The 20,160-nt window shown below is 67.3% G+C and carries 18 protein-coding genes; 9 read left to right on the top strand and 9 right to left on the bottom strand.

Annotated elements, in window-relative coordinates; translation table 11 throughout:
• Window positions 1-63: 63 nt before the first annotated feature.
• From araA to BGO47_RS01560, 6 genes are all read right to left on the bottom strand, one after another.
• The gene (gene araA, locus BGO47_RS01585; RefSeq protein ID WP_292707766.1) at window positions 64-1,566 is read right to left on the bottom strand and encodes an L-arabinose isomerase; all 1,503 of its coding nucleotides are present in this window, start codon (window positions 1,564-1,566) and stop codon (window positions 64-66) included.
• A gap of 30 nt (window positions 1,567-1,596) precedes the next feature.
• Window positions 1,597-3,207: an FGGY-family carbohydrate kinase gene (locus BGO47_RS01580; RefSeq protein ID WP_292707764.1), complete on the bottom strand. Its 1,611-nt coding sequence runs from the start codon at window positions 3,205-3,207 to the stop codon at window positions 1,597-1,599.
• On the bottom strand, window positions 3,204-3,926 hold the full coding sequence (locus BGO47_RS01575; protein WP_292707761.1) for an L-ribulose-5-phosphate 4-epimerase: 723 nt from the start codon (window positions 3,924-3,926) through the stop codon (window positions 3,204-3,206). Before BGO47_RS01575 ends, BGO47_RS01580 begins: the two co-directional genes overlap by 4 nt.
• Window positions 3,927-4,051: 125 nt before the next feature.
• Complete coding sequence (locus BGO47_RS01570) at window positions 4,052-5,056, bottom strand: substrate-binding domain-containing protein (RefSeq protein WP_292707758.1); 1,005 nt, start codon at window positions 5,054-5,056, stop codon at window positions 4,052-4,054.
• 52 nt (window positions 5,057-5,108) lie between these two features.
• Entirely contained in the window at window positions 5,109-5,327 is a 219-nt protein-coding gene (locus tag BGO47_RS01565; RefSeq protein WP_292707755.1) for a hypothetical protein, read from the bottom strand.
• A gap of 80 nt (window positions 5,328-5,407) precedes the next feature.
• The gene (locus tag BGO47_RS01560; protein WP_292707832.1) at window positions 5,408-7,267 is read right to left on the bottom strand and encodes an ABC transporter ATP-binding protein; all 1,860 of its coding nucleotides are present in this window, start codon (window positions 7,265-7,267) and stop codon (window positions 5,408-5,410) included.
• Window positions 7,268-7,383: 116 nt separating this feature from the next.
• Here BGO47_RS01560 and dacB point away from each other — a divergent pair, with 116 nt between their 5' ends.
• Window positions 7,384-8,937, top strand: coding sequence for a D-alanyl-D-alanine carboxypeptidase/D-alanyl-D-alanine-endopeptidase (dacB, locus tag BGO47_RS01555; RefSeq protein ID WP_292707753.1), 1,554 nt, complete (start codon window positions 7,384-7,386; stop codon window positions 8,935-8,937).
• A gap of 3 nt (window positions 8,938-8,940) precedes the next feature.
• Here the strand turns inward: dacB and BGO47_RS01550 are convergent, their stop codons facing one another.
• Together BGO47_RS01550 and BGO47_RS01545 are read right to left on the bottom strand one after the other, a co-directional pair.
• Window positions 8,941-9,408 carry a hypothetical protein gene (locus BGO47_RS01550; RefSeq protein WP_292707750.1) on the bottom strand — a complete coding sequence of 156 codons (468 nt, stop codon included), beginning with the start codon at window positions 9,406-9,408 and terminating at the stop codon, window positions 8,941-8,943.
• 70 nt (window positions 9,409-9,478) lie between these two features.
• The gene (locus tag BGO47_RS01545; RefSeq protein ID WP_292707747.1) at window positions 9,479-10,177 is read right to left on the bottom strand and encodes a PhzF family phenazine biosynthesis protein; all 699 of its coding nucleotides are present in this window, start codon (window positions 10,175-10,177) and stop codon (window positions 9,479-9,481) included.
• Between the two features lie 241 nt (window positions 10,178-10,418).
• Between BGO47_RS01545 and BGO47_RS01540 the strand changes: the two genes are divergently transcribed.
• The 8 genes from BGO47_RS01540 to BGO47_RS01505 all read left to right on the top strand — a co-directional run bounded on the left by BGO47_RS01540 (window position 10,419) and on the right by BGO47_RS01505 (window position 18,869).
• Window positions 10,419-10,958: an NAD(P)H-dependent oxidoreductase gene (locus tag BGO47_RS01540; RefSeq protein WP_292707744.1), complete on the top strand. Its 540-nt coding sequence runs from the start codon at window positions 10,419-10,421 to the stop codon at window positions 10,956-10,958.
• A 26-nt stretch (window positions 10,959-10,984) separates the two neighbouring features.
• Complete coding sequence (locus BGO47_RS01535; protein WP_292707741.1) at window positions 10,985-11,509, top strand: flavin reductase family protein; 525 nt, start codon at window positions 10,985-10,987, stop codon at window positions 11,507-11,509.
• A 99-nt stretch (window positions 11,510-11,608) separates the two neighbouring features.
• Window positions 11,609-12,445: a pyruvate, water dikinase regulatory protein gene (locus tag BGO47_RS01530; protein ID WP_292707738.1), complete on the top strand. Its 837-nt coding sequence runs from the start codon at window positions 11,609-11,611 to the stop codon at window positions 12,443-12,445.
• Window positions 12,446-12,481: 36 nt separating this feature from the next.
• On the top strand, window positions 12,482-14,893 hold the full coding sequence (ppsA, locus tag BGO47_RS01525; protein WP_292707735.1) for a phosphoenolpyruvate synthase: 2,412 nt from the start codon (window positions 12,482-12,484) through the stop codon (window positions 14,891-14,893).
• An 80-nt stretch (window positions 14,894-14,973) separates the two neighbouring features.
• A complete protein-coding gene (locus tag BGO47_RS01520; protein ID WP_292707732.1) occupies window positions 14,974-15,600 on the top strand; it encodes a hypothetical protein in 627 nt (208 codons plus the stop codon).
• Window positions 15,601-15,850: 250 nt separating this feature from the next.
• A complete protein-coding gene (locus BGO47_RS01515; protein ID WP_292707730.1) occupies window positions 15,851-16,795 on the top strand; it encodes an acyl-CoA dehydrogenase in 945 nt (314 codons plus the stop codon).
• Window positions 16,792-18,156 (top strand): bifunctional PIG-L family deacetylase/class I SAM-dependent methyltransferase, encoded by a 1,365-nt coding sequence (locus BGO47_RS01510; RefSeq protein WP_292707728.1) that lies wholly within the window; start codon window positions 16,792-16,794, stop codon window positions 18,154-18,156. The genes BGO47_RS01515 and BGO47_RS01510 overlap by 4 nt, the downstream gene beginning before the upstream one ends.
• The gene (locus tag BGO47_RS01505; protein WP_292707725.1) at window positions 18,153-18,869 is read left to right on the top strand and encodes a glycosyltransferase; all 717 of its coding nucleotides are present in this window, start codon (window positions 18,153-18,155) and stop codon (window positions 18,867-18,869) included. Before BGO47_RS01510 ends, BGO47_RS01505 begins: the two co-directional genes overlap by 4 nt.
• On the opposite strand, the gene BGO47_RS01500 is transcribed toward BGO47_RS01505, so the two are convergent.
• Entirely contained in the window at window positions 18,866-20,035 is a 1,170-nt protein-coding gene (locus BGO47_RS01500; protein ID WP_292707722.1) for an aminotransferase class I/II-fold pyridoxal phosphate-dependent enzyme, read from the bottom strand. The genes BGO47_RS01505 and BGO47_RS01500 overlap by 4 nt on opposite strands.
• Between the last annotated feature and the right edge of the window lie 125 nt (window positions 20,036-20,160).

The following is a 20,160-nucleotide window of genomic DNA, read 5'->3' as shown; positions in this document are numbered from 1 at the left end:
TCTGCCTGACCCCCGGCGTCGCTGGTGCCGCGGCGCCGGGGTCGCTCACAGGGGCAGCGCTGCTCACAGACCCTGGGCGAGGCGGTAGTAAGCCTGGTTCCAACGAACTTCCTTCTGGAAGCCACGCACCGTGGTGTCTTCGTCGATGACGAGCAGCTCTGTCTCGGCAAGTTCGGCGAAGTCGCGGAACACCTCGATGCCGACAGCTGTGGACATCACGGTGTGGTGGGCGGCTCCCGCCGTCAGCCAGCACGCCGCCGAAGTGGCGAAGTCGGGCGCCGGCTTCCAGATGGCCCGCCCGACGGGGAGCTTGGGAAGATCGGGCGCTGCGACGTTCTGGACGACATTGGCGACCAGGCGGAACCTGTCGCGCATGTCGCTCATCGCGACGACGACGGCGGGGCCGGGGTCGGCAGTGAAGACCAGGCGCACCGGGTCGTCCTTGCCGCCGATGCCCAGCGGGTGGATCTCCAGGCTGGCCTTCTGGCTCGACAGGGTCGGAGCGACCTCGAGCATGTGCGCACCCAGGATTTTCTCGTCGCCGGGGACGAGGTCGTAGGTGTAGTCCTCCATGAGGCTTGCGCCGCCGGGAAGCCCCTCGCCCATCACGTTCGCGACGTGCACGAGGATCGCGGTCTTCCAGTCGCCCTCGGCGCCGAATCCGTATCCCTCGGCCATGAGGCGCTGGACGGCAAGACCGGGCAGCTGCTTGAGCGCACCGAGATCTTCGAAGCTCGTCGTGAAGGCGCCGAAACCGCCGGCCTCCAGGAACGAGCGCAGCCCGACCTCGATCGCCGCCCCGTCACGCAGCGACTGGTGGCGGTCCCCGTCGCGGCGCAGTTCAGGGACGATCTCATAGAGCTCTTCGTACTCGTCGATGAGGGCGTCGATCTGCGCGTCGGATGCGGCAGCCACGGCATCCGCGAGTTCATTGACGCCCCACGTGTTGACCTGCACGCCGAAGCGGATCTCAGCCTCCGTCTTGTCACCCTCGGTGACGGCGACGTAGCGCATGTTGTCTCCGAAGCGCGCGAGCTTCAGCGAACGCGCGGCGGCAAGGCCGGCGGCTGCGCGCTGCCACGTCTCGATCTGACCGCGAACTGCCGGGTTCGACACGTGCCCGACGACGGTCTTGCGAGGAACGCCCAGGCGAGTCTGGATGTACCCGAACTCCCGGTCGCCGTGGGCAGCCTGGTTGAGGTTCATGAAATCGAAGTCGATCTCGCTCCACGGCAGCTCGACGTTGGCCTGCGTGTGCAGGTGCAAGAGTGGCTTCTGCAGCGCATCGAGCCCGCCGATCCACATCTTGGCGGGGCTGAAGGTGTGCATCCACGCGATGATCCCGATGACCTCGTCACGGGCGTTCACCTCGAGTGCCAGGCGACGGATGCTGTCGGCATCCTTCAGTACGGGCTTCCAGACGACGCGGATGGGCAGCTCCGAGAGCCCTGCAGCAACAGCCTGGGACTGCTCGGCGACCTGGCGGAGAGTCTCTTCGCCGTAGAGGTTCTGACTGCCGGTGACGAACCAGACCTCGCGGGTCGCGAACGTGTTGAGAGAAGTCATGAGGATCCTTCTTCGATGAGGGGTGGGGAGCTAGAGGGCGGTCACGGCTGCACGCTCGGCGGCAAGGCCCGCGCGGTATCGGTCGATGTAGGAGGTGTAGCCGACCACCTCAGCGGGGTCGGGAACAACCGTGGCGAACTCGGCATCAGCAAAAGCGACGGCATCGAGGTACGCCGCAAGCGATGCGTCAGTTGCACCCGCGTGGCGGGCCGCGGTGTACGCGGCAAGCACCGCAATGCCCCAGGCTCCACCTTCGGAGGCATGCCGCTCGACCGACACAGCGGTATCGAGCGCGGCGGCGAGCACCCGCTGGGCGACACCGGCGGTGCGGAAGATGCCGCCGTGCGCGAGCATCCGGTCGACCTCGACGCCCTCGTCATCGAGCACCTGCATCCCGAGGCTCAGCGTCGCGAACACTCCCGCCAGCTGCGAGCGCAGGAAGTTCGCCAGCGTGAGCTGGCTGTCGGGGGTGCGGATGACCAGGGGTCGGCCCTCGTCGAGGCCCGCAATGGGCTCGCCGGAGAGGTGGTTGTACGAGAGGATGCCCCCGGCATCCGGTGCGGCGGTGAGCGCCTCGGTGAACAGGGCCTCGTACACCGAGTCGGGCGGCAGCGGGGAGCCGATGAGGTCCGCGAAGCGCTGGAAGACACCCACCCACGCGGCAAGCTCCGAGGCGCCGTTGTTGCAGTGCACCATCGCGACGGGGTCACCGGCGGGAGTCGTGACGATATCGAGCTCGTCGTGCGCGGCCGACAGCGGATGCTCGAGGACGATCATCGCGAAGATGCTCGTGCCCGCGCTGACGTTTCCGGTGCGGGGGGCGACGGCGTTGGTCGCGACCATGCCGGTACCCGCATCACCCTCGGGTGGGCAGAACACCGCGCCGGGCCGCAGCGCCCCGGTCGGGTCCAGCAGTGCGGCACCCTCGGCGGTGAGCTCCCCCGCCTCGGCGCCGGCCGGCAGGACGGTCGGGAGCACCTCGAGGAGGCGACGCGGCGCGGCGTCGCCGGCTAGGGCATCGAAGCGCGACACGAGGTCAGCGTCATAGCTGCCGGTGGCCGGATCAATGGGGAACATGCCCGACGCGTCGCCGACACCGAGCACACGGCGGCCGGTCAGAGCAGTGTGGACGTAGCCGGCGAGCGTCGTGAGATGGTCGATGGCGCCGACGTGTGGCTCGGCATCCAGCATCGCCTGCCGATAGTGGGCGATCGACCAGCGAAGCGGGATGTTCACACCGAACAGGGCGCTGAGCTCGCTCGCTGCAGCACCCGTGTTGGTGTTGCGCCAGGTGCGGAACGGCACGAGCACCTGGTCGTGGGCGTCGAAGGCCAGGTATCCGTGCATCATGGCCGAGATGCCGATGCTCGCGAGGGACTCGATCACAATCCCGTAGGTGTGCTTAACCCGGATGCCGAGCGCCGCGTACGCAGCCTGGATGCCCGCCCACACCTCATCGAGGGGGTAGGTCCACACCCGATCGACGTAACTGTTCTCCCACTCGTGGCTGCCGACCGCGAGCACCCGTCCACGCTCGTCGACGAGGCAGGCTTTGATGCGGGTCGAGCCGAGCTCGATCCCCAGGCTCGCTCGCCCGGCAGCGATCGCTTCGCGGCCTTCTTCCGTATTCAGGGCGCTCATCGGCGATCGTCCGTCGACTGGCCGTACACGTTCTGGTAGCGGTTGTACAGGCTGTCGATCGCCTCCTGCGGAATCGGGATGAGCGGCCCCGCCTGCTTCGCGATGTGCACGGTGCGGGCGACATCTTCGAGCATGACGGCGGCCTTCACGGCATCCTTCGCGCTCGACCCGATCGTGAAGGGTCCGTGGTTTTGCATGAGGACCCCGCGTGAGCGGTGACCACGCAGTGTCTCCACGATGCCGCGGCCGATCGAGTCGTCGCCGATGATCGCGAACGGGCCGATCGGGATCGGCCCGCCGAACTCATCGGCCATCGCCGTGACGACGCACGGGATCTCTTCTCCGCGCGCTGCCCACGCGACGGCGTACGTCGAGTGGGTGTGAACGACCCCGCCGACCTCGGGCATGTGGCGGTACACGTAGGCGTGAGCGGCGGTGTCGCTCGAGGGCGAGCGTTCACTTCCCACACTGCCGGGAACGACGTTGCCGTCGAGGTCGCAGAGAATCATGTTCTCGGGGGCCAGATCGTCGTACGAGACACCCGAGGGCTTGATGACGAACAGGTCAGCGCCGGGAACGCGACCCGAGACGTTCCCGCCGGTCCAGACGATCAGTCCGTAGCGAACCAGTTCGGAGTGCAACGCCGCGACATCGGCACGGACCCGAGCGATCGCTTCGCTGACGGCACTGTCGAACTGGGCACTGTCGATTTCGGTCATCGATGAATCCTTCCGAGACACCCTCGTCGTCGCGCTTGTCTGCACCGACTGGGCACGCCCCGAATGTTACCGGTAACACTTGGGATCCGCCAGTCTTGCCCGTCGCAGCACTATGCCCCGGGAGGTCAGGTCGTCAGCGGGGCACTCGAGGCCCGGATGACGAGCTGAGCCGGAGCCGACGCTGTGCTGAGCCCCCCGGTCGAGCTCCCCGTCACCTCGGCGACGCAGCGGCGCGCGTCACCGAGCACATCAACGCGAACCGTGGTGAGCGCGGGCGCATAGAACGCCGCATCCGGGTTGTCATCGAAGCCGACGACCGCGAGATCGTTCGGAACCCGGATGCCGCTCCCGGCGAGCCCTGCCATGAGCCCCAGCGCCATCTGGTCGTTCGCGGCAAGGATCGCGGTCAGTTCACCGGCCTGCACCGCGGCAGCGACCTCCGCGGCGCGGTCCGCGCCGGATCGAGCTGACCAGTCTCCCCGCCACTCATGGGTGAGGGACAGGCCGGCACGATGGAGTCCCGCCTCGGCGCCCTGGGCACGAGATGCCTCTTCAAGCCAGTCGACGGGCCCGCCGAGACGCCCGATCCGTCGGTGTCCGAGGCCCACGAGGTGTGCCGCAGCGAGCGCTGCGCCTTCGTGTTGCGCTCCTGCGCCCTCGTCTGCGTGCAGCGCGGCGACCGGCACGCCCAGCTCCCTTTCGCGCAGTGCGGCAACCATCCGCGCGTGCGGGGCAACGAGCACGAGCCCGTCGATGCCTTGAGCGAGCACGTGGGCTATCGCTCCGTCGATCGCGGCCGGATCGCTGGCATCAGCGTAGGCAGTCGCGATCCACAGGCCCGCCTCCCGAGCGGCTTCGGCGAGAGCCGCGATTCCCACCGTGGGGCCGTAGAGGGTGGCATCCGTTGCGATGACCCCGATGGTGCGCGTGGATGCCGTGCCGAGCGCTCGCGCGGCGTTGTTGACCCGGTAGTCGAGTGCTCGCATGGCCTCGAGCACACGCATCCGCGTCTCGGGCCGGATGTTCGGGTAGTTGTTGATGACCCGCGACACCGTCTGTGTCGATACTCCCGCCAGCCGGGCTACCTCGCGCACCCCGGCAGGACGCGCCGGACGGGTGACATCGCTCATGGGCCCTCAGCGTACTGCTGCGCTGCGCCCACCGATGACGAAGGCGGGACGGTCAGAGTGCGCCGATGCGCGCTTTCAGTTGCGCCACGATCTCGGGGTCGACCTGGCCGCCCGCGAAGGTCAGCACGGTGTTCACAGGCATACCCTTCGCCATCCCGACCATGGGGTGTGTCGGAAGCTCGGGAACCAGTTCGTCGATGATCGCGCGCGCCTCCGGGTCATCGAGCAACTGCCCGAGAGTGGTCGTGTTCAGATCGAACTTGCCAGCCATCGTGTGTTCCTCCATGGGCGAGGCGCGCACCCAAACGCGCACGCTCTCAGCTTCCCAGCGCCGGCGGCCGACGGCAACCGTCAGATCACGGAAAGGGCACTCTCCTGCTGGTGCGCGACAAGTCGCGCATACGCGCCGCCAGCCGCGAGGAGCTGGGCGTGCGTGCCGCTTTCGATAATGCGTCCCGCCTCCACGACGTGGATGACGTCGGCGGCGACGATCGTCGAAATGCGGTGCGCGATCGTCAGGGTCGTGCGGCCCTGCGCCGCGGCATCCAACGCCTGCTGCACGGTCCGTTCCGAGACGGTGTCGAGCGCGCTGGTCGCCTCATCCAGAAGGAGGACGGGTGGGTTCTTCAGCAGCACCCGCGCGATCGCGATCCGTTGCTTCTCGCCACCGGACAGGCGATAGCCCCGCTCGCCCACGATCGTGTCGTAGCCGTCGGGGAAGGACTCGATGACGTGATGAATATGCGCGCCGCGGCATGCTTCCTCGAGCTCGTCGGGAGAGGCCTCCGGCTTCGCGTACAGCAGGTTCTCGCGAATCGACGCGTGGAAGAGATACGTCTCTTGCGAGACGATCCCCACGCTGTCGAGCAGCGACTCCCGGCGGAGATCTCGAACGTCGGCGCCGGCGAACAGCACAGCACCCGACGACGCCTCATACATGCGCGGCGCGAGGTAGAGGATCGTCGTCTTGCCTGCGCCGCTGGAGCCGACGAAGGCGATGTGCTGACCGGGTTCGGCAACGAAGGAGACATCATGCAGGGTCGCCGCATCCTCTCCTGCGCCGGGGTAGCGGAACGAGACGTCACGGAACTCGACGCGGCCGACCGGCCCCGGCGCCACGCCGACGTCGATCGCATCCGGTGCGTCAACGATCGCGGGCTTGAGGTCGAGGTACTCGAAGATGCGGGCGAACAATGCCATCGAGGTCTGGACGTCGAGCGCAACCCGCATGAGCGCCATGAGCGGAAAGAGCAGGCGCCCCTGCACGGCGGTGAAGGCCACGATCGCGCCGGCCGTGATGTCGACGCCGCCCGTGATGAACACGCCCGCGAGAAGGTAGATGACCGCCGGGACTGCCGACATGATGACGCCGACGACCGCGAAGAAGCCCTGCCCGCTCATCGCCTGCCGGATCTGCAGCGAGACCTGACGCGAGGTCTCGTCGGCGTAGCGACCGGTCTCGTAGTCCGCGCGATTGAACGAGCTCGTCAGCATGATGCCCGAGACCGAGAGCGACTCCTGGGTCATAGCGGTGAGCGTCGACAGTGATTCCTGGGCCTGCGCCGCGATGCGAGCGCGCACCTGGCCGACGCGGCGCTGAACGACCACGAGCACCGGCAGCATGACGACCGCCACGAGCGTCAGCCGCCAGTCGATGATGATCATCGCCACGAGCGACGCGATGACGGTGACACTGTTGCCGAGTATCGAGGTGAACGTGTTGGTCAGGACGCTCGCGACCCCGCCCACATCGTTTTGAAGCCGCGACTGGATGACTCCCGTCTTCGTGCGCGTGAAGAACGCGAGCTCCATCGATTGCAGGTGCTGGAAGAGCCGGACCCGCAGGTCGCCGGTGACGCGGTTTCCCACCGACGAGGTCAGCCACGTCTGCACGACGTTCAGTCCCGCAGACAGCACGAACAGCCCGATCATGAGTGCGACGAGCTCGATCAGCAGCGGGATGTCAGGTCCGCCGGATGCCGGGAACAACGCGAGGTCGAAGACCTGCTCGACCAGGAGCGCCGGGATGACGCCGAGGGCAGCACTCAGGATGACCAGAACCGCAGTGATGCTCAGGCGCCCCCGGTACGGCGAGAACAGCGCGACGATGCGCCGGCCGAGGTGCGGGATGTGCGGCGCCTGCGCGTTGCGCTCCCGCTGCGTCCGCTCGTCTGCCCCTCGAGTGAGACCACCCCCGAAGCCTCCGCGCATCATGCTCATCCGCGCTCTCCCGTCCGGCGCTTTCCATGTCTTAGTACATGGAAAGCGTACCCGCCTGGAACACCGCCAGGGTCGGGTGGTGAAGGCGCCTCGATAGACTCCGTCCCATGCTCCGTCGTACCCGACGCACGGTGACCGTTGCGGCGATCGTGTGCGTCGCCACGTCAGTCGCCGCCTGCACCGCTACCTCCGACGCCGACGTGCCGCCGACCATCGCGGCAATCATGGACCAACCGCTCTACGACGGCGGTCGCTGGGGAATGTCGGTGATCGATATCGACAGCGGCGAGACGCTCATCGCGGTGAACCCCGACGACCAGTTCCTCACGGGGTCCACCGCGAAGGTCCTGTCCGTCACCGCAGCCCTCGACCTGCTGGGCGCAGACGCGACGTTCACGACCCCCGTCATCGCCGCTGGCACCGTCGGGAACGGCATTCTCGAGGGAGATCTCATCCTGCGCGGCTCCGGAGACCTCACCCTCGGGGGTCGGACGCTGCCCGACGGCACCCTCGATGTGCCGATCTTCGACCACTATGACGCGAACGTCCTCCCGGGACTGGCAACTCTCACCCCCGAAGACCCGCTGACGGGCCTCGACGATCTTGCGCAGCAGGTCGCTGTGTCCGGCATCCGTACCGTCACGGGAGACGTCCTCGTTGACGACAGGCTGTGGGATCCCGTCGTGTTGGACGGAGTCCCAATCTCACCGATCGTGGTCAACGACAATCTGGTGGACATCGTCTTCACACCCGGCCAGGAGGTCGGCGATCCCACGACCGCGCGCTCGCGACCCGAGACCGCTGCCTACTCCCTCGCGAACCAGGTGAGCACGGCGGACGCCGACAGCGGGATCGACATCACGATCACCGAGAGGGACGGCATCCTCACCGCCACCGGGACGGTACCCCTGGGCGTTGACCCCGTGGTGCAGACGTATCAGGTTCCTGAGCCGGCGGCGTGGGCCCGGACCTTGTTCATCGAAGCGCTGGCGCGGGCGGGCGTCACCGTCGAGGCCGACCCGGTATCACCGAGCTCTGCCACGCTGCCTCCGTCATCAGAACTCGATCAAGCGACCCCGATCGCCACGTTCACCTCGCCGCCGTTCTCGGAGACCGCCCGCCTGATCAATAAGGTCAGCCACAACCTCGGCGCAAATCAACTTCCCCTCCTCCTGGCTGTGCAGGAGGGCGAGCGCACCCTGGAAGCCGGTCTCGCGCGGCAGATGAGCGTGCTCGAAGCGGCGGGCCTCGGTCCGGATGACGTCGTCATCGCGGACGGTCAGGGCCTGCCCGGAAACCGCATCACCCCGGCGGCAATGACCTCGTATCTGGTTTCCCTGACCGGTGCGCCGTACTTCACGACGTTCCTCGAATCCACGCCGATCCTCGGGGTCGACGGCTCCCTGGCGAACGTCCTGCCCGAGGGCGACCCCGCGATCGGGTCTGCCCACGCGAAGACCGGCACACTCGTCGGACCCGGAACCGATACTCCCTACCTCCTGGAGACCAAGGCGCTCGCCGGATATCTGGATGCCGCCTCCGGCCGGCACCTCGCCTTCGCGGTGTTCGTCAATGATGTCCCGATCACCGAGGTGCAGGCGGTTCTTCAGGCCAACGCCGATCTGGGCGCGATCGCCTCTCAGCTGTTCCAGTTGTACTGACGCCTAGACGGTCAGCGGGTGCTCGGCCGCAGTCTGGCCCGCTCGCAACCTGCGGGCCGGAAGGTCGACAAGGGTCAGCGCTAGGCCGGCCGCAGCCCACAGGAGCAGGACAGTCCACTGCCCTGCGGTTGCCGCATCCAGGAAGTGCGACAGCGACCGCAGAAGAGTTGCTGCAGCCCCCGGCGGCAGCAACTGACCGATCGCACCCCACGGCTGGAGGAGGAACTCGACGGGAAGCGCCGCCGCAGAAAGCGGGTTGGCGAACAGCATGGTGAAGGCGGCGCCCAGGCCAACGCCTGCGGGTCCGAGCAGCCCCGCGAACCCGGTCACGGTCGCTGCGATGGCCGCGATGGTGACGGCGCACGCTGCGGCCTTGAGCCAGAAGCTGCCCTGAAGGGCGCCGAACAGTCCCTGCAGGATGCCGGCGAGCACCAGACCCGCGCCGACTGCCGCAACCACGACCGTCGTCACGGCGTTCCTGCGAGCGGTGCCGCTGCACCTTCCCTACGACTGAGTGGAGCGCTGGCAGCCGCCATGCGGGTCACGCGAGTTCGACGTCGCGTCCCGGCGTCGTCCGACCACCGATCTCGACTTCGCGCCCAAGGTTTCGACGGTGCGTGACGAGCCTCGAACCTGCTCCCTGCTCGATCTGCAGGTCGCGGCCGAGTGATGCAGTCAGCCGGATTGCCGCTGACCCGGTCGCCTCATCGGTACGGATGCCGAGCCCTGGCGCGAACATCCGCGAGCGCACCTTCCCCGCTTCTTCGTCGAGCCACGCCCAGACATAGTGCATGCCCTCGGTGTAGGCATCCGGGTCGACGGCATCGACTTCCTCTGGCGATTCGAGCTGTTCGAGCTCGAATCCCGGGGCCCAGTCGACCTCGGCGCTGACCCACGTGAACTCTCCGTCCGCACGGACGCGCGCCGTGCCCGCAGGGACGGCGATATGACGGATGTCATCACCTGCCGCGCGAAGCCAGGCGGCGAGTCCGACCGTGGGATGCCCGGCGAAACGCAACTCCTGTTTCGGGGTGAAAATTCGCGCCCGAACAGTACGCCCATCCACCGCGTCGATGAAGACGGTCTCGCTGAAACCGAGGTCGGCGGCAATGTCCTGCTCACGCCCGCGAGTGGCTGTCGATGCCCACACGATTCCGAGCGGATTGCCGTGATCTCCTGCTTCGTCGACGAACACGTTGACGACAGTTGCCAGGATGCCCATGGGACGCCAGTCTTGCATCCCCGATACGGTGACGTGGTTCGGGGTGGACCAGGAACGGCTTACCCGGGCGCTCTGAGGCGCGGTTTACGCAACCGAAACACGAACGTGTGCACAATGGATGTGCAGCGTAAGCCGTTGCGGGCGCACTGGGCCACAAGATCCCGGGGCGTGTGGAGATGTCGTTCGCTCCACGTCCCCTCTCGCGGTGTGGTGCGGCGACTCATCCCTTCCTGTTCATCGGTATGGAAGTGAGAGAGTCATGTCACTCAAAGTCGCGGTCGTTGTCGGCAATCCGAAGCCGGCGTCGCGAACCCGCAAGATCGCCGAACTTCTGCTCGAGAAGCTTCTTCACCCCGGAACGTTCGAGGCGCAGGTGATCGACCTGGCCGACTACACCACAGAGATCTTCGCGTGGCCGTCGGAGACCATGGGGGCGCTGAACGCGGCAGTCGCTGAAAGCGACCTCGCGATCTTTGCATCGCCGACCTACAAGGCCACCTACACCGGACTGCTCAAGGCCTTTCTCGACCGGTATCCCGCAAATGGGCTCGCCGGGGTCACGGCAATCCCGCTCCACACCGGCGCGGATTTCACTCACGCGATGGGGCCGACCTTCACTCTGTCTCCCCTCTTGGTGGAGCTCGGAGCAACAGTGCCCGGACGCGGCTTCTACCTGGCCCTCAGCCAGATGGAGCGCGTGGACGACGTCCTGGACGCAGCAGTGGCGGAGTACGCCGGCAATATCCGACGAGTGGCCCCGCTGGCCGGCGCCCTCCGCGCCGACATCCCGGCTTCCTGAACCGACGGCGAAAGAGAAAGCAAACCATGTCGCAGCTCGCCACACCTGAAGTGCCGTTCTCTCCCCGCCAGTTCCGGGACACCCTCGGCCACTACGCATCCGGAATCACGATCGTGTCGGGGATCGACAACGGCGAACCGATCGGATTCACCTGCCAGTCGTTCTTCTCGGTATCTATCGACCCGCCGCTGATCTCGTTCAGCGTCATGAAGACCTCGACGACCTACCCCCGGATCGCTGCTACCGGCAGGTTCGCGGTGAATGTCCTCGCGCACGATCAGCACACCATCGCCAACCAGTTCGCCCGTAGCGGCACCGACAAGTGGGCTGGGGTTTCGTGGACACCTGCCGCCTCGGGGAACCCGATCATCGCCGACACCCTGATGTGGGTGGACTGCGAGGCATGGGCCGAGCACGAAGCGGGTGATCACGTCATCGTCATCGGGTCGGTCGTGGGAATGAGCCCGGCGGAGTGGCATCGCGAGGAGCCGCTGCTCTACTTCAAGGGCTCCTACCGGCACCTTCGCGACCTCGACCAGCTCGCCGGCTGAGCACGTCTGAACGCGGGATGTTTGCAGGGTCGTAAAGAAAGCTCAATCTTGACGCTAATTGCGGCGGTAAGCACTGACATATCTCTTTAGCCTCGAGGCATGCCCTCTGCCCTGAGCGACCACACGCGCACGAAACGCGCCGTGTTCTTCGTCTCGGACAGCACGGGCATCACCTCCGAGACACTGGGCAACGCCCTGCTGGCGAACTTTCCCGGCTTCCGGTTCGAGCGCCACACGATTCCCTTTGTCGACACCGCCGATGCGGCAGCGACGGTGGTACAGACGATCGCTGCCGCGGATGCCGCGGGCCTGGCACCCATCGTCTTCTCGACAATGAAGAACGCGGCAGTCGGCCGGGTGCTCGACACCGCGCCGGCGCCGCGCATCGATCTGCTCGGCGGTCACCTCACCGACCTTGAGCGCACGCTCGGCACAACGGCATCCGAGCAGCTCGGGCAATTTCACACCGTGGGCGACACCGAGGCATATTTCGCACGGATGCGCGCGGTCGAGTACGCGATCGAGCACGACGACGGGCAGAGTTCGCGTGCGCTCGAGTTCGCCGACGTCATCATCATCGCGCCCTCGCGCTGCGGCAAGACCCCGACGACCATGTACCTGGCGTTGCAGTACGGCCTCTTGGTCGCGAATTACCCCCTCACCGACGATGATTTCCCGACCGACGGCCTGCCGCGCCTGGTGGCACCTTACGCCGACCGCTGCTACGGGCTCACGACGACCCCGCTCCGCCTGAGCCAGGTACGCCACGAGCGTCGCCCGGACTCCCGCTACGCGAGCCTCGCGCAATGCACCCTCGAGCTGCGCCGGGCAGAGGAGCTCTACCGGCGCACCCGCGTCCCGTTCCTGAACTCCTCGACCAAGAGCGTCGAGGAGATGTCGGCGATCATCCTGCAGACCCTGAAGCTTCGCGCCTGACCATCCGTCACGCCCCGCCCTGACAAAGGAGCATCCATGAAGAACGTCCTCTGGTTCGACGAGATCGGTATGACCGACCTGCCCGCCGTCGGTGGCAAGAACGCCTCACTCGGTGAGATGGTCTCTCACCTGTCAGCGCTCGGCGTGCGGGTGCCCGGCGGGTTTGCCACGACCGCCGACGCCTACCGCCGCTTCCTGGCCCACGATGGCCTCGGCGACCAGATCGCAGCCCTCCTGCGGGACCTCGACACTGACGATGTCGCCGAGCTCACCCGCGTCGGCGGCGAGATCCGTTCCCGTATCGAGCAGCACCCCCTCCCGGAGGACCTCGAAAGCGACATCCGCGCCGCTTACGACCGGCTGCTGCACGAGGATGCCGAACCGGATGCCGTGACCTGGGCGGTTCGCTCCTCGGCGACCGCCGAGGACCTGCCCGATGCATCCTTCGCCGGGCAGCAGGAGACGTTCTTGAATATCGGCGGGATCGAGAACATCCTCACGGCGATCCGTCGGGTCTTCGCGTCGCTCTACAACGACCGCGCGATCGCCTACCGCGTCCACCAGGGCTTCGACCACACCGAGGTCGCACTGTCGGCAGGCGTGCAGCGCATGGTGCGCTCGGATGTCGGAGCCGCCGGTGTCATGTTCACCGTCGACACCGAGTCCGGGTTCGATCAGGCGGTCTTCCTCACGAGTTCGTACGGGCTGGGGGAAGCTGTCGTGCAGGGCGCCGTCAACCCCGACGAGTTCTACGTTTCGAAGCCGGCCCTGCGCGCCGGCCGCCCAGCCGTGTTGAAGCGCTCGGTCGGTGAGAAGGCGGTGGCGATGCGCTACACCGACAGTCGTGCCGCGGGCGCGAGCACGGCGTTCGTCGATGTTCCACTTGCTGATCGCGCCCGGTTCTCACTCACGGATGCCGAACTCGAGGAACTTGCCCGGCAGGCGCTTGTCATCGAAGAGCATTACGGCCGGGCGATGGACATCGAATGGGGCAAGGACGGCGTCGACGGTCGCCTCTACATCCTGCAGGCGCGTCCCGAGACTGTCGTGTCCCGCGCATCGGCGAACGTCATCCGCCGGTTCCGGCTTCACGAACGCGGCACCGTACTGGCCGCGGGGCGCGCCATCGGCCAACGCATCGGCTCGGGACCCGTCCGTGTCCTGAGCGACCTGGCCGAGATGGACTCGTTCCGTCCCGGAGATGTTCTGGTCGCCGACATGACCGACCCCGACTGGGAGCCCATCATGAAGCGGGCGGCCGCGATCGTCACCAATCGCGGAGGACGCACCTGTCACGCCGCGATCATCGCGCGCGAGCTCGGCATCCCCGCCGTCGTGGGCGCAGGGGACGCTACCCGCGTCCTCAGCGACGGGCAGGATGTCACGGTCTCGTGCGCCGAGGGCGACACCGGGTTCGTCTACGAAGGCCTGCTGGAGTTCGCCGAGGAGGAGACGCACCTCGACCGGATGCCGGAACTGCCCGTCAAGATCATGATGAACGTCGGCACGCCCGACCAGGCGTTCTCGTTCTCGCGTCTTCCCCACCGCGGGGTCGGGCTCGCGAGGCTCGAGTTCATCATCAACCGGCAGATCGGCATCCATCCCCGCGCCCTGCTCGAGGCTGACACGCTGCATACCGAGCTGAAGGCCCAGATCGACGAGCGCGTCGCCGCCTACCCGTCGCCGCGTGACTTCTTCGTGCAGCGTGTCGCGGAGGGGATCTCGATGATCGCTGCAGCGTTCGCGCCCGAACCGGTGATCGTTCGGATGAGCGACTTCAAATCGAATGAATACGCCAACCTCATCGGCGGCGAGCGCTACGAGCCGCACGAGGAGAACCCCATGCTCGGCTACCGCGGGGCATCCCGCTACATCTCCCCCGACTTCCGCGCCTGCTTCGACATGGAATGCGAGGCGCTGCGGTACGTGCGCGATGAGATGGGCTTCACGAACGTCCAGGTCATGATCCCGTTCGTCCGCACCGTCGGCGAGGGCCACGCCGTCGTCGAGATGCTCGCCGAGAATGGCCTGCGCCGCGGCGTCAACGACCTCAAGGTCATCATGATGTGCGAGCTGCCGACCAACGCCCTGCTGGCAGACCAGTACCTGCAGTTCTTCGACGGCTTCTCGATCGGCTCGAACGACATGACCCAGCTCACGCTCGGCCTCGACCGCGACAGCGGTCTGGTCGCGAGCACGTTCGATGAGCGCGACCCCGCGGTGCTGCAGCTGATGTCGATGGCGATCCAGGCCTGCCGGGCGCAGGGGAAGTACGTCGGCATCTGCGGCCAGGGCCCGAGCGATCATCCGGATCTTGCCGAATGGCTGCTCGCACAGGGCGTGGAGTCGATCTCACTGAACCCCGACACGGTCGTCGAGACCTGGACTCGGCTGGCAGCCGAGACACCGGTCGAGGTGGCAGCGACAAACGTCCCCGGGACGGCCTAGCGCGATAGCTCTCGTGAGCCAGGGATGCCGCCCCCGAGCATTTCCGGATCATCGGGATACCGGTGCGCAAGAATGCAACCATGCGTTCAGCATCGGCACGCGGCATTACCGCGTTCAGCATGTCGATCGTGCTGGCGAGCCTTGCCGCCTCGGTTGTCGGCTGCGCGTCCGCCGTGCCTGCCGACCCGGACACCATTGCCCAGCGGGCGACGGCGGTAGGAATGTCCCCCGACCTTGTCTACGTGACAGCCGTTGACGGCTATGACCTCGCACCGCAGTCTGTCGGACTCACCGGGGGTGCCGGGATATCTGCATCCTGGTTCAACGGCCAGACGGGCGGCATACTGACCGTTCGCACCGACCGCGGGACGCTGACCCCGGAGACGTGCCCTGAGATGCCGCTCTGGGACACTCTGGATGCCGGAGTCGCCTGCAGCAACGAGGGCGATATCTGGCATCGGTTCTCGGACTCCGGCGAGGAGTACATGGTGGCCCGCGACGGTGTTCTGATTCTTGTCACGGGAACAAACCTCACCGATCCCTCGGACCTCGAGGCTGCCGCAGAGGCTGTACGCCTGCCATCGGATGCCGAACTCGACCTTCTCTTCTCCGACCTCCCCGCAGGCCCCGCCCCGCCGATCGAGCGCGGAGACCTACCTGAGAACGGCGACGGCGCTCCTATCGATCCCACCGGCCCGGGCGGCTGACGGACCTCATTCGTCGGAACACATTCCGCCCGCCTCATGCGATGTCAAGCCTCCTTCGCCGGACCGTCAGGCGGTCTATGCTCCCCGCCGGAGGTGGACCATCATCATCGATTCCGACACCACAGCTCACCCGCGCACGCGATCGGGAGACATCCGGCATCCGACTCTGAGCGCACACACGAACGCCACGACGGAGCAGGTTCGCCGTGCCATCGCGTCGGCAGCCGAGATTGACAGATTTGGCACGGACGTGGGTGCAACTCTCGACTGGTGCGTGGAGGTCGGGCAGTGGGCGCCGCGCGTCGGTGAAGGGCGGACTGCGGAGCTCTGGGAGCTTCTGGCCGCCACCGCTGCCGTCGACGTGGGTGCGGCGCGCGTGCTGGAGCCGCACCTTGACGCATTGACGATCCTCGCTCAGGCCGACAGGTCGGACCTCAGTGCACCCCACGACACCTGGGGCGTCTTCGCGGCTGAGAGCCCCGACTCCAGCCTGCTCGCCGAGAAATCAGGGGCGGGGTGGACCCTGCGAGGCACGAAACCCTGGTGCTCGCTCGCGTCGCGCCTCTCCCGGGCGCTCGTGACGGCAACACGGGATGACGGGCGGCGTGCCCTGTTCGCGGTCGACCTTCGCACGGATGGCGTTCGGGCCCAAGGGGGCCCGTGGATGGCACGGGGGCTGGCGCAGATCGTCAGCGCACCGGTTGACTTCGACAATGCCCCGGCAGTGCCTGTCGGACCAGCTGGCTGGTATCTGGAGCGGCCGGGATTCGCGTGGGGCGGGATGTCGGTAGCGGCGTGCTGGTGGGGTGCTGCGGCCACCATCGCGCGACGGCTGCTGGCACCCGCACAGTCGGGAGCTGCCGACCAGCTCTCCCTCGTTCACCTCGGCCGAGTCGATGGAGCACTCTGGGCGGCGCGCGCCGTGCTCGCCGAGGCAGCCGAACTGGTTGACGACGGCCGATCAAGGCGGGTGGGCGAACGGCTGCTGAGCGAACGCGTGCGCGCCATCGTGGCTGACGCCGCCGCTCTCACCCTCGCCGAATCCGCCGAGGCGCTCGGGCCGGCCCCCCTCACCCGTGACGAGGAGTTCGCCCGGTCGAGCGCCGATCTGCACCTCTACATCCAGCAGCATCACGGGCTTCGTGACGTGGCGCGCGTCGGTCGCGAGTCTGCTCGGCAGAGTGCCGCGTGGTGAGCTTCAGCCACCTCGACGAGGGCACCGCCGAGGAGCAGTGGGTTGACGACCCTCGCCTCAGCTCAGCGCCGCTCCTGGAATCCCCACCGGACGAGCTCATCGTGGTTGCCGCCCACCCCGACGATGAAACGCTCGGCGCCGGTGGACTCATGTGTCGCGTTGCGGCCCGGCGAGGTCGGGTGAGCGTCATCATCGCCACGGACGGTGAGGCGTCTCATCCAGGATCGAGAACGCACTCCCCCGATTCCCTCCGCGCAAAGCGGCGCCTCGAGGTCATCGAAGCACTCTCACTCCTGGCGCCGGCTGCGCGCGTGCAGTTCCTGTCGATCCCCGATGGCACGGTGGATGCGCACGCGAGCGCCGTCGAGCACGCCGTTGCAGCCGCCCTGGATACGACGGATGCCGCGCCCACGCGGACGATGGTCCTCTCGCCCTGGTCGGGAGACGGTCACCGCGATCACCGGGCCGTCTCGGGCGCCGTGCGCAATGTCGCGTCACATCGCAGCGTGCGCCATCTGGGGTATCCGATCTGGATGTGGCACTGGGGTACCCCCGAGGATGTCCCCTGGTCGCTGGCGCTCGCTGTGCGGCTGACAGAGAACGAGCTGGCACGCAAGGTCGCCGCCCTGCGCGCTCACACGTCTCAGGTACAGGCTCTCTCGGGCGAGCCGGGTGACGAGGCCGTCGCGCCACCGAGATTCCTCGCCCACTTCAGCCGGGACCGCGAGGTCTTCCTGGACGAAGCGCCCGGTGCCGACGCAACCCTCACGTCGACGTTCTTCGAGGACTTCTACGCCCGCCACGACGACCCCTGGGGATTCGAAACGCGATGGTACGAGGAACGCAAACGCGCCGTGCTCCTTGCTGCCCTGCCGAACCGGCGCCTGGGCAGCGTTCTGGAGATCGGGTGCGCGACGGGCCTGCTAACTGCGCCGCTTGCCGCGCGATCCGACCGGGTCCTCGCCCTCGATGCATCAGAGCGCGCCGTCGATCGCGCCCGGCGCCGGCTGGCCTCGGCGGACCACGTCACGGTCTCACGCGCGCACGTGCCGACGCAGTGGCCGGATGGTGAGTTCGACACGGTCGTGCTCTCCGAGGTTGGCTACTACTTCGACTCGGACGATCTGGATACGCTCATCGATCGGATCGACGCTGCGCTCACCGACGACGGCATCGTCGTCGCGTGCCACTGGCGGCATCCGGTGGCGGAGTACCCCTTAACCGGCGATCGCGTACACCACACACTGCGACGAGTGCCGGGGTGGCGCAGGATCGCACTCCACGAGGAGGACGACTTCGTACTCGAGGTCTTCGGCCGCGGTGCTGCCGAGTCGGTGGCTGCACGGGAGGGATTGGTGTGATCGGCTCCAGCATCCGTGCGCTTGCCGTGGTCATTCCCGTCCACAACGAAGAGCAGCTGCTGTCCCGATGCCTGCAATCCGTGGAAGTCGCCGTTTCGCGCGTCCGGGTGCCGGTTGCGGTGTACGTGGTGATCGACGCGAGCACCGATGGGTCGGCATCGGTGGCGCGGCGGCATCCGTTCCCCGTCGTCGAGATCGATGCGGGATCTGTCGGCGTTGCGCGCTCCGTGGGGGTCACCGCTGCGCTCAGAGGCCTCGCGCCCGCCGCGGACCGGCGGGTCTGGATCGCCAACACCGACGCGGACTCGGTGGTGCCGTCGAACTGGCTCACCCTTCAGCTTGGCCTCGCTCGCGAGGGTGCTGACATGGTCATCGGTACCGTGCGGCCAGACTTCGCCGACCTCACCCCGCAGCACCGGCAGCTGTGGCTCGACACGCATACGCCGGGCCGCCCGAACGGGCACGTTCACGGGGCAAACCTCGGCGTGCGGGCCGATGTCTACCGTGCGGCGGGAGGTTTCAGCGACGTCCCGGAGCACGAAGACGTGATACTGGCCGAGCGCTGCCGCACGGCGGGAGCGCATGTCGTCGCCAGCGACCTGGCCGAGGTCCTCACGTCGGGACGACTCGTTGGACGCACCCCCGGCGGCTACGCGGCATACCTTCGCGATCAGCATCGGGGTCTCGGGGCGGTCACTGCCGAGCCGGTCTAGCGCACTGGGGTCACCGCGGCGAGCCGGCGAACGATCTCATCGAGCACAGGCTGGGGCGTCGCGAAGATGAGACGCGCGAATCCCGCACCCGCCTGTCCGCACATCGTCCCCTCCGTGAGAGTGACGGATGCCTCCCGCGCGAAGTACTCAGCGGGCAGATCGTCGATCCCGGCGCCGCGGAAGTCGATCCAGCCGACATAGGTACCCTCGGGTTTCGGCATCCAGGCTCCGGGGAGGTGCTCGGCAAGGAGTGAGAGGAGGCGGTCGCGGTTGCCCTCGAGGTAGGGCACGAGGTCGGCGAGCCACGCGTCACCGCTGCGGAAGGCGACGGCGTTGGCGATCGCACCGAGGTTGCTGGTGCCGTGGCCCGAGAACCGCCCGATCCGGTCCCACGTCTCGCGGTCGCGGTCGCTCGTGAGGACGAGTTCGGCGCACTTCAGACCGGGGAGGTTCCACGCTTTTGAGGCGCTCATGGCCGTGATCGTGTGCTCAGCTGCGGAAGGCGACACCGTCGCGTACGGGACGTGCGTCGCGCCCGAGAAGACGAGCGGCGCCCAGATCTCGTCCGAGAAGACACGCCCGCCATTGCGGTCGACCACCTCGGCGATCCCGACCAGTTCGTCTCGCGAGAACACGCGACCGACGGGGTTGTACGGGTTGCACAGCAGCAGCAGATTCCCGCCCTCGTCGAACGCGCGCTGCAGTGCGTCGAGGTCAAACTCGTAGCGTCCGTCCCGCACGGCGAGGGGCATCTCGATGACCTCGCGACCGCGCATCGGCGGCACCATCAGGAACGGCATATACGACGGAGTGGGAACGATGATCTTGGACCCCGGCTCCGAGCAGTGCTCCATCGCGAGTTCGAGTCCCATGATCACATCCGGGATGCCCCACACATCGCTCGCGGGCACACTCCAGCCGTAGCGGCGCTCGAGGAACCCCGCCGTTGCATCCGACAGATCAGCGGCGATCCGCTGGGGCATGTATCCGAAGGCTCCGTCGTCAACCGCTGCGTGCAAGGCGGCCGTGATGGCCGGATCGACGCCGAAGTCCATCTCAGCGACGAAGGCGCCGATCGAGTCATCCGTCGCCGACCACTTCGTTGCGCCGGTGGCACGAAGCTGCTCGATCGTGATGGCATTCATGCGCTGGGCGAAGTCGGTCATGCGGTGCCCCTTCTGACTAGCAGCTCTCACGATAGCTCGCGCCACCGACGCTCGATCTCAGGCGCGGATGCTGCCAACAAGGGCGAGCATCTCCGCCACAGCGCCGCGGATGAGCGGAAGGCGGG

The sequence above is a fragment of the Microbacterium sp. 67-17 genome (assembly GCF_001898325.1).
Classification (GTDB): Bacteria; Actinomycetota; Actinomycetes; order Actinomycetales; family Microbacteriaceae; genus Microbacterium; species Microbacterium schleiferi.
The sequence above is the reverse complement of the archived record's forward strand: the minus strand, read 5'-3'. Positions and strand labels throughout refer to the sequence as shown.

Bases quoted from the DNA above. Each gene is read 5' to 3' on its own strand.
- araA (WP_292707766.1), bottom strand. From the start codon at position 1,566: ATGACTTCTCTCAACACGTTCGCGACCCGCGAGGTCTGGTTCGTCACC.
- BGO47_RS01545 (WP_292707747.1), bottom strand. From the start codon at position 10,177: ATGCAAGACTGGCGTCCCATGGGCATCCTGGCAACTGTCGTCAACGTG.
- BGO47_RS01520 (WP_292707732.1), top strand. From the start codon at position 14,974: ATGCGTTCAGCATCGGCACGCGGCATTACCGCGTTCAGCATGTCGATC.
- BGO47_RS01540 (WP_292707744.1), top strand. From the start codon at position 10,419: ATGTCACTCAAAGTCGCGGTCGTTGTCGGCAATCCGAAGCCGGCGTCG.
- BGO47_RS01575 (WP_292707761.1), bottom strand. From the start codon at position 3,926: ATGACCGAAATCGACAGTGCCCAGTTCGACAGTGCCGTCAGCGAAGCG.
- BGO47_RS01535 (WP_292707741.1), top strand. From the start codon at position 10,985: ATGTCGCAGCTCGCCACACCTGAAGTGCCGTTCTCTCCCCGCCAGTTC.
- BGO47_RS01580 (WP_292707764.1), bottom strand. From the start codon at position 3,207: ATGAGCGCCCTGAATACGGAAGAAGGCCGCGAAGCGATCGCTGCCGGG.
- BGO47_RS01530 (WP_292707738.1), top strand. From the start codon at position 11,609: ATGCCCTCTGCCCTGAGCGACCACACGCGCACGAAACGCGCCGTGTTC.
- ppsA (WP_292707735.1), top strand. From the start codon at position 12,482: ATGAAGAACGTCCTCTGGTTCGACGAGATCGGTATGACCGACCTGCCC.
- BGO47_RS01565 (WP_292707755.1), bottom strand. From the start codon at position 5,327: ATGGCTGGCAAGTTCGATCTGAACACGACCACTCTCGGGCAGTTGCTC.
- BGO47_RS01500 (WP_292707722.1), bottom strand. From the start codon at position 20,035: ATGACCGACTTCGCCCAGCGCATGAATGCCATCACGATCGAGCAGCTT.
- BGO47_RS01570 (WP_292707758.1), bottom strand. From the start codon at position 5,056: ATGAGCGATGTCACCCGTCCGGCGCGTCCTGCCGGGGTGCGCGAGGTA.
- dacB (WP_292707753.1), top strand. From the start codon at position 7,384: ATGCTCCGTCGTACCCGACGCACGGTGACCGTTGCGGCGATCGTGTGC.
- BGO47_RS01560 (WP_292707832.1), bottom strand. From the start codon at position 7,267: ATGCGCGGAGGCTTCGGGGGTGGTCTCACTCGAGGGGCAGACGAGCGG.